Below are 12040 nucleotides of genomic sequence, written 5' to 3'. Positions count from 1 at the left end.
TGAACGAGCCCATCAGTGCGCAGTCCGGCGCGCCGTGCGGCGAATGGCCGGAAAGCGAAAGCGCCGCGCCGCTCGCCCAGCCGCCCGAGTTCACGCCGCCCGTGCCGTTCGATGCCGCCGCGCCGGCCGCGGGCGAGGCCGGCGAACTCGCGACGGACCGCATCCTCGCGCGCATCGGCCAGCTTACGCGCAGCCTGCGCGACTCGATGCGCGAGCTCGGCCTCGACAAGCACGTCGAGCGCGCCGCCGAGGCCGTGCCCGACGCGCGCGACCGGCTGCGCTATGTCGCGAACATGACCGAGCAGGCCGCGGAGCGCGTGCTTACGTCGATCGACATCGCCAAGCCGCTGCAGGAAACGCTCGAGCGCGACGCGAAGGAGCTGGCGAACCGCTGGTCGACCTGGTACGACGCGCCAATCGGCCGCGAGGAAGTGCGCCAGTTGATGGGCGATACGCGCACCTTCCTCGACGGCGTGCCGCAAGTCACGGCGGCGACCAACCAGCAACTGCTCGAAATCATGCTCGCGCAGGACTTCCAGGACCTGACGGGCCAGGTAATCAAGAAGATCATGGATGTGGTCTATCTGATCGAGCAGCAGTTGCTGACCGTGCTGGTCGAGAACATCGCGCCGGAGCGGCGCGAGCAGTTCGCGGCGACGGCGGCGGCGCTCGCCGAAACCCAGAGCAGCACGGGGAGCCCCGAAAGCCTGCTCAACGGCCCGCAGATCAATCCGGAAGGCAAGACCGACGTCGTGCAGGACCAGGCGCAGGTCGACGACCTGCTCGCGAGCCTCGGCTTCTGAGCGCGCACGAGCGGCTGGCCATTCAGCTAACTGCCGCCTGTAATCCAGGGCGGGCATACTAGTGCTCATTCCTTCGTGTACCGCCGCAGCGAGCGTGGCGGCGGTGCATCGAAGCATACCGGGCCGTTGCCCGTCCCGCTGCTTCGCCCCGCCGCGACGTTCCCGCGCGGCCCGACAGCGCATGGCGCGACGCGCCGCCGAAAGAGGGAGGGGCAGTCTTGTATCCGTATCCACCGTTCACTGGCAAGGCCGGGCGCGCATTCGCGCGCCGCGCCGTACTCCGCTACGCGTTCCGCGCGGCACTCCTTTGCGCGCTGTTCGCCGCGCGGCAGGTCAGCGCCGCGCTCGGCGGTGCGCCGATGCCTACTCCTTCGGGCGCGAGCGTCAGCACGCTGAGCCCGGCCGCCGCCGCGGCTGCAACGCCGGGCAACGCCTCTGTGGTCGCGCGCCAGGCCGTGCAAGGCGCGGCTTCCGGCGCTGCCGCGACCTCCGCCTACACCGTCCAGCAAACCACGCTCGCCAACGGCACGGTCGTGCGCGAGTATCTCTCGGCGGCCGGCACCGTGTTCGGCGTCGCCTGGAATGGCCCGCAGCCGCCCAATCTCGCCACGCTGCTCGGCGGGTACTTTCCGCAATACGTGGCCGGGGTGAAGGCGAGCCACGCCGCCGGCCTCGTGCGCGGGCCGGGCGTGGTCGAGGGCTCGGGACTCGTCGTGCATTCGGGCGGCCACATGGGCGCCTTCTCCGGACAGGCGTGGCTGCCGCAGGCGTTGCCTGACGGTGTCAGCGCCTCCGACATCCAGTGACGAGCAGAGGCCGAACGTGCTGACATCACGCAACCCGCGCAGCGCCTGCCCGCTGCGCCCTTTCCGTCTCGTTTGCGTCGCCGCCCTGGTGTCGCTCGTTTCGCTCGTCGCCGCCTGCGGGGGCGGGGGTGGCGGCGGTGGCACTCCCAGCGGCACAGGCGGCAGCGGGGGTGCATCGTCCTCCAGTCCCGGTCAGCAGCCCGTCGCGGCCACGGCCGCGAACACGGTCAGCGTGACCGTGAACCGTGGGCCGACCGGCACGCTGCCCAACATTCCCACCGTGAGCGTGAAGATTTGCGTGGCGGGCACGAGCAACTGCCAGACCGTCGACAACGTCCAGGTGGACACGGCGTCGTTTGGCCTGCGCCTGCTCGCCTCGGCGCTTCCGGCGTCGTTCGTGGGCGCGCTGCCTGCCGTCACCGCCGGCAACGGCACGCTCGCCGAATGCACGGCCTTCGCGGACGGCTACACGTGGGGCACCGTGCGTCCCGCCGACGTCAAGCTCGGCGGCGAAACGGCGGCCAATATCCCGATCCAGCTGATCGGCGACCTGCCGTCCGGCACGGTGCCGCCGGAATGCTCGGGCATCGGCCCCGCGCAGGACACGGTCCAGGATCTCGGCGCGAACGGCATTCTCGGCATCGGCGTCGCGCCCTACGACAGCATCGGCAGCTACTACGCGTGTCCGGGCAACACGAACTGCAGTGCCACGTCGGTCGCGCAAACGCAGCAGGTGGCCAACCCCGTGCCGCATTTCGCGGACAACAACGGCGTGATCCTGGAAATGGCGCCCGTGCCGGACAGCGGCGCCCCGAGCGCGACGGGTACGCTCGTATTCGGTATTGGCACGCAGTCGAACAACGCGATGAACGCCTCGCAAAGCTTCGCCACCGACCAGTGGGGCCGGCTCAGCGCCACGTTCAACGGCCGCACGCTCCAGACTTTCCTCGACTCGGGTTCGAACGGGCTCTTCTTCGTCGACGGCAATCTGCCGGAATGCGGCGGCAATCTCGGCACGTTCTATTGCCCATCCGCCACGCAGGCGTTCAGCGCCGCGCTCATTGCCAACGGCGCCGGCGCTTCGTCGGGCACCGCGACGTTCAATGTCGCGAACGCCAGCACGCTGCTCGGCAACGGCACGAACTATGCGGCCAACAATCTCGGCGGGCAGTTCGGTTCCTCGTTGGATCTCGACCTGGGCCTGCCGTTCTTCTATGGCCGCTACGTCTACTACGGCATGGACATGACCGCGAGCGGCGGCAAGGCGCCGTTCGTCGCGTTCTAGCGCCCGGTGCGGGCAGCGAGGGCGGCGGCTACCGGGGCTCACTGCCGGTGCTGGCTGCCGCTGGCCGCGTCCGCTGGCCCGTTCGCGCGGCGGGTGCCGTCGTCCGATTGAAGATGGCGCCCCATTTCCATCGTCCGAAATACCCCGGTTTCCCCACCTTACTCCGTCAATCGGTGCTTGCCTCCGGCGGCAATAATCGCTGTCACTGAAAAAGGGCGCGCGTCAGCCGCGCAGCCGCGACGAGCGGCGCGCGCCCGCGACTGGAGCATGTGTGGCTGAGGACAGCGACCTCGAGAAAACCGAATCCGCCACTCCCAAGCGCATGGAGCAGGCGCGGGAGCAGGGGCAGGTTCCGCGTTCCCGGGAGCTGGCCACGTTCGCGCTGCTCTCGGCGGGCTTCTTTGGCACGTGGATGCTCTCGGGCACGATCGGCGAGCACCTGCAGGCCATGATGCGCGGCGCGTTCACGTTCAACCATGCGAGCGCGTTCGAAACGCGGCGCATGCTCATCGGCGCCGGCGTGGCCGCGCGCGAGGGGTTGATGGCGCTCCTGCCGGTGCTCGCGCTCACCGGGGTCGCCGCGCTGATAGCGCCCCTGGCGCTTGGCGGCTGGCTCATCTCGACGAAATCCCTCGAGCCGAACTTCGGCCGCCTCAACCCGATGTCGGGACTCGGGCGGATTTTTTCCGTGAACGGGCCGATCCAGCTCGGCATGTCGTTCGTGAAGACGCTCATGGTGGGCCTGATCGGCGGCTCGGCGCTGTGGAACCGGCGCGACGAGATCCTGGGGCTCGCCATGCAGCCCGCGCCGCGCGCGTTCGCCGACGCGATGCATCTGATCGGCGTGTGCTGTGGCATGACCGTCGCCGGCATGTTCGTGGTGGCCGCGTTCGACGTGCCGTACCAGATCTGGTCGTATCACCGCAAGCTGCGCATGACCAAGGAAGAGGTCAAGCGCGAGCATCGCGAGAACGAAGGCGATCCGCATGTGAAGGGGCGCATACGCCAGCAGCAGCGCGCCATTGCGCGCCGCCGCATGATGACGCAGGTGCCCAAGGCCGACGTGGTCGTGACCAATCCGACGCACTTCGCCGTCGCGCTGAAGTACGCCGATGGCGAGATGCGCGCGCCGAAGGTGGTCGCCAAGGGCGTGAATCTCGTGGCCGCGCGCATTCGCGAGGTCGCGGCCGAGCACAACGTGCCGCTGCTCGAAGCGCCGCCGCTGGCCCGCGCGCTTTACTACAACGTCGACCTCAACCGCGAGATTCCGGGGCCGCTCTACGGCGCGGTCGCGCAGGTGCTCGCGTGGGTCTATCAGCTCAAGCGCTTTCGCGAGCATGGCGGCGACGTGCCGATGGCGCCGACCGACCTCGACGTGCCACCCGAACTCGACAAGGGCACGGTGAGCGACGAGGACGCGGCCGAGGAAGCCGACGACGCCCTCACGCCCGAGGAGCGCGCCGCGGTCGCCGCGGAGGCGGCCAACCGCACGAATGCCGCGAACGCGGGCAACACCGCATCGAACACCGCCGGCCGCGCAGATCAGGGCGCCAACCCAGGCGCAAAGCGCGGCGGCACTGAAGGAGCAACAGAATGAACGCCCGCACCGGTTTCCTCGCGCGGCGCCCGGAGATGCTGCAAGGCACGAATCTGCGCGCGCTGGCGGGACCGATCCTGATCTGCATGATCCTCGGCATGATGATCCTGCCGTTGCCGCCGTTCCTGCTCGATCTGCTGTTCACCTTCAACATCGCGCTTTCGGTGATGGTGCTGCTCGTCAGCATGTACACGATGAAGCCGCTCGACTTCGCCGCGTTCCCGAGCGTGCTGCTGTTCTCCACGCTGCTGCGCCTTTCGCTGAACGTGGCCTCCACGCGGATCGTGCTGCTCGAAGGGCACACGGGCCCCGCCGCCGCGGGCAAGGTGATCGAGTCGTTCGGCCATTTCCTCGTGGGCGGCAACTTCGCCGTGGGTATCGTGGTGTTCGTGATCCTCATGGTCATCAACTTCATGGTGATTACCAAGGGCGCGGGCCGGATCGCCGAAGTGGCGGCGCGCTTCACGCTCGACGCAATGCCCGGCAAGCAGATGGCGATCGACGCCGACCTCAACGCGGGCCTCATCAACGAAGAAGCGGCGCGCAAGCGCCGCAGCGAGATTGCCCAGGAAGCCGAGTTCTACGGCTCGATGGACGGCGCGAGCAAGTTCGTGCGCGGCGACGCGATCGCGGGTCTCATCATCATGGCGATCAACATCGTGGGCGGCCTGATCGTGGGCGTCGTGCAGCACAGCATGCCGCTCGCCGCGGCGGGCGAGACCTATACGCTGCTCACGATCGGCGACGGCCTCGTCGCGCAGATTCCGTCGCTCGTCATTTCGACCGCGGCCGGCGTGATCGTCTCTCGCGTCGGGACCAACGAGGACATCGGCACCCAGCTCACCGGCCAGCTCTTCACGAACCCGCGCGTGCTGATGATCACGGGCACGATCATCGGCGTGATGGGCCTGATTCCGGGCATGCCGCACTTCGCGTTTCTGCTGCTCGGCGGCGGCGCGATCCAGCTCGGCCGCGTGATGAAGAAGAACGCCGAAGCGAAGAAGGCGAGCGCCGCGATCGCCGACACCGTGCCCGCCGCGCTCACGCCTGCCGAAAACGCCGAGGCGACCTGGGACGACGTCGCGCTCATCGACACGCTCGGCCTCGAAGTGGGCTACCGCATCATTCCGCTCGTCGACAAGAACACCGACGGCGAGCTGCTCAAGCGCATCAAGAGCATCCGCAAGAAGTTCGCGCAGGAAATCGGCTTCCTGCCGCCGGTCGTGCATATCCGCGACAACCTGGAGCTGCGCCCGAACGCCTACCGCATCGCGCTCAAGGGTGTGGAAGTGGGCACGGGCGAGGCCTATCCGGGCCAGTGGCTCGCGATCAATCCGGGGCAGGTAAGCGCGGTGCTGCCGGGCACGCCGACCACGGACCCGGCGTTCGGCCTGCCCGCGATCTGGATCGATGCGAACGCGCGCGAGCAGGCACAGGTGTTCGGCTACACGGTGGTCGATTCGAGCACGGTCGTCGCGACGCACCTGAACCACCTCGTCGTGATGCACGCGGCCGAGCTGCTTGGGCGCCGCGAGGTGCAGGCGCTGCTCGAACGGGTGCAGAAGGACACGCCTTCGCTCGTGGACGACCTCGTGCCGAAGGTGCTGCCGGTCACGACGCTGCAGAAGGTGCTGCAGAACCTGCTGGAAGAAGGCGTGCCGATTCGCGACATGCGCACGATCATGGAATCGCTCGCGGAACACGCGCCACGCATGACCGACGCGCACGATCTCACGGCGGCGGTGCGCATATCGCTTGGCCGCGCGATCACGCAGCAGTGGTTCCCCGGCAACGCCGACATGCAGGTGATGGGCCTCGACGCCAACCTCGAACGCGTGCTTTCGCAGACGCTCACCTCGGGCCCGAACCCCGGCCTCGAACCGGGTCTCGCGCACACGCTGCTCACGCAGACCGAGCAGGCGATAGGGCGTCAGCAGGCGCTCGGTCTCGCGCCCGTGATGCTCGTGCAGCACGCGCTGCGGCCGATGCTTTCCCGTTTCCTGCGCCGCAGCCTGCCGCAGTTGAAGGTGCTGTCCTACGCCGAGGTGCCGGACACGCGCAACGTGAAGGTCGTGAACGTGATCGGCGCGAGCTAGCGCGCGCTGCCGCCGGCTTCTCGCCGCCTGTTCGAGGGCGTCGAACCGGCGGCCATGCCTTATTTTCCGGTCTTCCGTTCAGTCTTTTGACTTGCCGCAAGACCGTCTCGCCGCCCGGAACGGCGGCGCGGCTTGCTCCGCTCCGTGGCGCGCCGCCGCTGCGCCGATCCCGCGAATTACCCACATTTCTCCGCCTTGATCCATCGATCATCGGGGACTCGCCTTCGAAATAATTCCAACATCGGAAAAGGCTTTGCGCGACGCGCGGCCGGCAGCAATCCCGCGCCATTCCGGCAACAGACGTCCAGCGGCGGCGCAAGCCGCTCACCTCATCAGGGGCCCAGCTTGAACATTCGCAAATTCATCGGTGGCACCAGCCGCGACGCGTTACGGCTCGTACGCGAAGCGCTGGGCGCGGACGCCGTCGTCCTGTCGAACCGCACGCTCGACGACGGCAGCGTCGAAATCGTCGCGCTCGCGGACCGCGACCTCGCGGCGATCGCGCCGGCCGATGGCGCTGCGGCGCAAGGCCTCGGTGGCTCGGGTGGTCAGGGCGCCCAGGGCGGTCAGCCCGGCCCGTTCGCGCAGCCGTCCGCCGCGATGACGCAGATGCCGCGCACGCCGCGCGCCGCGGCAGCGTCGGCTGGCGCGGGGGCGAACCCCTATGCCAGCGGCATGCCGGACGTGTTCTCGTCGGTATTCGGCGCGAGCCCGGAAGTGGGCGCCGAAGACGACGCGAGCGACGACGCCGACACGGACGGCGGCCACGCCGCCGTTTCGCTCGGCCAGGATGCCTCGCCGGCTCCGGCTTCTTCCGCCGCCTCGCGCGCTACGGCGAGCCAGCAGGCTGCGCAATCGGCGATGCCGCCGGCGTTGCAATCCGCCATGCAGGCTGCCCGGCCGCCGGCGCCGCAAGTCGCGCCGAATGCGCGCGCGCCGCTTCAGGGCGTGGCCGAGCCGTACGCCGCAGCGGCTTTTGCGCCGCCGTACGCGCCGGCCGCCAACGGCGCAGGCGCCCCGGCCGCCGCACGCGAAGCCGCGGCGCGGCTCGAACAGGCCGCCGCGCAGCAGCCGGGCGACGCCCCGCGCACGATGGCCGAGTCGAATCCCTGGCTGATCGACCACGCCCGCCGCATCGTGAGTCAGCAAAACGGCGTGCGCGAGCCGGGCATGACGCCGGCGGCGGCCGCCGCCAGGGGCCTTGGCAACGTGGCCGATCCGGTCCTTCCGCACGACGTCGAGGCGACCACGCCCGACTGGGCGCTCGAAGCCGCTCACATCGCCGCGCGGCGCGCGGCGCAGCGCCTCGGCCACAGCCCGGACGCCGCCGGTCCGCCACCCGCGCCCGGCGGCCGCAACCCGCAAGGCGCGGCGCCCGGCGGCGCGCCGAACGCCGCGCATACCGTGAGCGAAGCGATCCGCGCGCGCATCGAGCAGGTCGTGAACGAGACCGTGATGAACGAACTCGCCTCCATGCGCGGCATGATGGAAGAGCAGTTCGCGGGCCTGCTGTGGGGCGAGCGCCAGCGCCGCAGCCCGCTGCAGGGCGCGCTTACGAAGCAGCTTTTCGCGGCGGGCTTCTCCGCCCAGCTCGTGAAGATGATGATCGACCGCCTGCCCGAGGTGGAGACTGAAGAAGCCGGCATGGAGTGGATCCAGTCGGTGCTCGAATCGAACCTGCCGGTGCTCGAAGACGAAGAAGCGCTCATGGAGCGCGGCGGCGTGTTCGCGCTGATGGGGCCGACGGGCGTGGGCAAGACCACGACCACGGCAAAGCTCGCCGCGCGCTGCGTGATGCGCTTCGGCGCGAGCAAGATCGCGCTCCTCACGACCGACAGCTACCGTATCGGCGGCCATGAGCAACTGCGCATCTTCGGCAAGATTCTCGGCGTTTCGGTGCACGCGGTGCGCGACGGCGCGGACCTGCAGCTCGCGCTCGCCGAGCTGAAGAACAAGCACATCGTCATGATCGACACGATCGGCATGAGCCAGCGCGACCGCGCGGTGGCCGACCAGATCGCCATGCTGTGCGGCGCGGGCCGCCCGGTGCAGCGTCTGCTGCTGCTTTCGGCCACGAACCACGGCGACACGCTCAACGAAGTCGTGCAGGCCTACCAGAGCGGGCCGGAGAACGCGCCGCTCACAGGCTGCATCCTCACGAAGCTCGACGAGGCGACCAACCTCGGCAGTGCGCTCGACACCGTGCTGCGCTACAAGCTGCCGGTGCATTACGTCTCGACGGGCCAGAAAGTGCCCGAGAACCTTTACGTGGCGACGCGGCGCTTCCTGATCCGCAGCGCCTTCTGCATTCCGCGCGACCGCTCGCCATTCGTGCCGCACGAGGACGACATCCCGGCCCTGCTGTCGGCGCTGTCGGTGCGTTCGGGTTCGCAGGCTCCCGAGGTGCGGTTTGGATAAGTTCGTGATCGATCAGGCCGAGGGGCTGCGGCGTCTGCTTGCGCGCGAAGGCTCGCGCGTGGTCGCGGTAACGGGCGGCGGCGGCTCGCCCGGGCGCACCACCACCGTGGTCAATCTTGCGGCGGCGCTCACGGCGCAAGGCAAGGACGTGCTCGTGATCGACGAGTGCCTCGGGCCGCGCTCGGTGTGCACGCTCGTGGGCGGCGTGCGCGGCGCGGGCAGCTTCGCCGCCGTGATGCGCGGCGAGCGCACGCTCGAGGAGGCCGTCGGCCGCCATGTGCTCGGTTTCGGCGTGCTCGTCGCCTCGCGCGACAACCGCGCCCAGTACACGAGCGCGCAACTGCAAAAGGTGATTTCGGGGCCTGCCGACATCGTGCTGATCGACGCGCAGCTCGACGCCGAAGGCGCGCTCTCGCCGCTCGCCATGCACGCGCACGACGTGCTGATCGTGATGCGCATCGGCGCGCAGGCGATCACGGACGCCTATGCGTGCATGAAGCGGCTGCACTTCGCGCACGCAATCGCACAGTTCCGCGTGCTCGCGAACCACGTGGCGAACGCGCCCGACGCGCAGGCCGCGATCGAGAATCTCGCGGGCGTGGCGGGCCGCTACCTGAGCGTGTCGCTCGAAAGCGCCGGTTACGTCGCCGCCGATCAGCACATGGCGCAGGCACTGAGACTCGCGCGTTGCATCGTCGATGCGTTTCCTTCGACGGCTGCCGCGCGCGACTTCCGGCACCTCGCCGCGGAGCTGCCGCACTGGCCGATGCGTCCCGCCGTTTCGGCGCGTTCGCCGGCGACGGCGCGCGCCCTGGACAGGTACGAAACGGCGCGCGAAGCAGGCGCCGGTCAGCCCGCGTCCGAGGCGCATGCGCTGCATGATGCCGACGACCTGGACGGCGCGTCGCAAGCCGCCGGCCAGTCACACGCTGCACACGCCGCACACACCACGCTCGCGGCGAACGCCGACTCGTTCGTCGCGGCCGTGACGGGTGTGCATACCGCACCCAACGCACCATCCGCGTCCGCGCCGGCCCATGTGGGCTGGCGGACCGACACGCCCGCGCAGCGGACGTCGCCGAGGCATGTCTGACATGCGCCCGACGATGACGCCGCAAGGCAAAGAGAAGCTGGAGAGCACGATGTATAACGCTCAAGGAAAAATTTCGCAGGCCGACGTGCTCGCGAAATACGCACCGCTCGTGAGGCGGCTGGGGTTGCAGCTCGTCGCCAAGATGCCGGCGAGCGTGGACCTCGACGACCTGATTCAGGCCGGCATGATCGGCCTGCTCGACGCGGCGAACCGCTACAAGGAAGACCAGGGCGCGCAGTTCGAAACCTACGCGAGCCAGCGCATTCGCGGCGCGATGCTCGACGAGCTGCGCAGCAACGACTGGCTGCCGCGCAGCCTGCGCCGCACGTCGCGCGAAGTCGAGAGCGCGGTGCACCAGGTAGAGCAGCGTCTTGGCCGCTCGGCGAGCGAAACCGAGATCGCCCAGCACCTGAACATGCCGCTCGACGAATACCAGACGATGCTGCAGGACCTGCACGGCAGCCAGCTCATCTACTACGAAGACTTCGACCGGTCCGCCGAGGACGAGCCGTTTCTCGACCGCTATTGCGTCGACCATTCGGACCCGCTTTCGGCGCTGCTCGACGACAGCCTGCGCGGCGCGCTCGTCGAGGCGATCGAGCGGCTGCCCGAGCGCGAGAAGCTGCTGATGTCGCTCTACTACGAGCGCGGCATGAACCTGCGCGAGATCGGCGCGGTGATGGAAGTGAGCGAGTCGCGCGTGTGCCAGCTGCACAGCCAGGCGGTGGCGCGTCTGCGCACGCGGCTGCGCGAGATGTCGTGGGCGGGTACGGAGAATTGAGGCGGTAGACGGTTCGCGCCTGTGCGGGCGGGCCGGGTGCAGTGGAAAAGCCGGGGTGCGCGAGCGCTCCGGCTTTTTTTGTCGGCGCGGCTCGCGAAAACAAGAAAGCCGAAGCGCAACCGCTTCGGCCTTTGTTTTTTCGAACCGCGTATGAGCTGCGCTGCGGCTATAGCCCGAACGCCGGCAGACGTCCATCGGGACCGTACAGCATCGCGCCGTTGCCCGTTTCGCCGCGCAGGATGGCCAGCGCGCGGCGGTTATGCTCCATGCGCGTGCGGATCATCATGCCGATCGTGAGGTTCTTGCGGCGCGCGCGTTCGGTCGAGCCCTTGAGCAGCGCCCATTGGCTGGCAAGACGGGAGTCGCCGTCGCAGGCCATCTCGATGCCCTTGCGGCCGCCCGGCAGACCGAGGCCCGCCAGTTGCGCGTCGCGGGCTTTTTCGAGGCCGGCGAGACGCTGCGTGAGCGTCGTCTTCTGCTCGACGATCTGCGGCAGCGCCTCGATGCCGTCGGCCGACACGAGCGCCTTCTCTTCGTAGGCGAGCAACGACGCGAACGCCTCGACCGTGGCGTGTTCGTCGATCAGTGTGGCTAACAGGGCATCTTTCATTGCGGGGCACCGGAAAAATCAGTGATTGCGCAGCGCTCTTGCGTCGAACGTCAGTTGGCCGCCGTCGGCTTCAGGAGGTCGCGCGCGGTTTGGATCACGCCGTCGGCGATCTTGCTGGCGTCGATCTGCAACGTGCCGTTGCGGATCGCGTCCTTGATCGACTGCACGTGGGCCACGTCGATGTCGGCGGCGCCGCTCGCCGCGAGCGAGCGCATCGTCGAGGAGAGGGAGGACAGGCTCACGTTCGCGTCACCTTGCGAGGCGCCGGACGTGCTTGCGGCGCCAGCGCCGCCTGCCGCGCCGGACGTGGCGGCAGTACCGGCATTCGCGGCGCCCACGGCGCCGGTCGAATCGCCTTGCGAACGCGCGAGGCCATCCTGCAGCGCGCGCGGATCATTGCGGGTGGAGGGATCAACTTTCACGATGGGCTTTCCTGATCGATTTGACCTTGATAACGGCATAGGTCCAGCCGAACTTTAGGCGAAAGTCCCACGGTTACATGCTGTTACGTGTGCTGGCGCACACAGCCCGCACGCGGCGGCAGCCGGGGC

The 12040-nt window shown here is 69.0% G+C and carries 8 protein-coding genes and 2 pseudogenes; 8 read left to right on the top strand and 2 right to left on the bottom strand.

From position 1 onward, the window contains the following. Positions 1-101 precede the first annotated feature (101 nt). The 8 genes and pseudogenes from cheZ to BLU17_RS18220 all read left to right on the top strand — a co-directional run bounded on the left by cheZ (position 102) and on the right by BLU17_RS18220 (position 10879). Entirely contained in the window at positions 102-803 is a 702-nt protein-coding gene (gene cheZ / locus BLU17_RS18255) for a protein phosphatase CheZ (protein ID WP_091999335.1), read from the top strand. Positions 804-1117: 314 nt separating this feature from the next. Further along, positions 1118-1609 carry a DUF2844 domain-containing protein gene (locus BLU17_RS18250; RefSeq protein ID WP_245746915.1) on the top strand — a complete coding sequence of 164 codons (492 nt, stop codon included), beginning with the start codon at positions 1118-1120 and terminating at the stop codon, positions 1607-1609. A 16-nt stretch (positions 1610-1625) separates the two neighbouring features. Next, positions 1626-2894: a DUF3443 domain-containing protein gene (locus BLU17_RS18245; protein WP_245746912.1), complete on the top strand. Its 1269-nt coding sequence runs from the start codon at positions 1626-1628 to the stop codon at positions 2892-2894. A gap of 271 nt (positions 2895-3165) precedes the next feature. Beyond that, positions 3166-4359, top strand: a pseudogene (gene flhB, locus BLU17_RS18240) (flagellar biosynthesis protein FlhB); the annotation flags it as partial. 128 nt (positions 4360-4487) lie between these two features. After that, complete coding sequence (flhA, locus tag BLU17_RS18235; protein ID WP_091999204.1) at positions 4488-6587, top strand: flagellar biosynthesis protein FlhA; 2100 nt, start codon at positions 4488-4490, stop codon at positions 6585-6587. Positions 6588-6932: 345 nt separating this feature from the next. Then, complete coding sequence (gene flhF, locus BLU17_RS18230; RefSeq protein WP_091999201.1) at positions 6933-9005, top strand: flagellar biosynthesis GTPase FlhF; 2073 nt, start codon at positions 6933-6935, stop codon at positions 9003-9005. Continuing rightward, positions 8998-9780 (top strand): annotated as a pseudogene (locus BLU17_RS18225) (MinD/ParA family ATP-binding protein); the annotation flags it as partial. The gene flhF and the pseudogene BLU17_RS18225, both read left to right, overlap by 8 nt. Positions 9781-10147: 367 nt before the next feature. Next, positions 10148-10879, top strand: coding sequence for an RNA polymerase sigma factor FliA (locus BLU17_RS18220; RefSeq protein WP_091999326.1), 732 nt, complete (start codon positions 10148-10150; stop codon positions 10877-10879). Between the two features lie 166 nt (positions 10880-11045). On the opposite strand, the gene BLU17_RS18215 is transcribed toward BLU17_RS18220, so the two are convergent. Together BLU17_RS18215 and flgM are read right to left on the bottom strand one after the other, a co-directional pair. Continuing rightward, positions 11046-11489, bottom strand: coding sequence for a flagella synthesis protein FlgN (locus BLU17_RS18215; protein WP_091999198.1), 444 nt, complete (start codon positions 11487-11489; stop codon positions 11046-11048). Positions 11490-11539: 50 nt separating this feature from the next. Then, positions 11540-11911 (bottom strand): flagellar biosynthesis anti-sigma factor FlgM, encoded by a 372-nt coding sequence (flgM, locus tag BLU17_RS18210; protein WP_091999195.1) that lies wholly within the window; start codon positions 11909-11911, stop codon positions 11540-11542. Positions 11912-12040 lie beyond the last annotated feature (129 nt).

Source organism: Paraburkholderia lycopersici (assembly GCF_900096975.1).
Classification (GTDB): Bacteria; Pseudomonadota; Gammaproteobacteria; order Burkholderiales; family Burkholderiaceae; genus Paraburkholderia; species Paraburkholderia lycopersici.
This window is presented reverse-complemented; position numbering and strand designations above follow the sequence as displayed.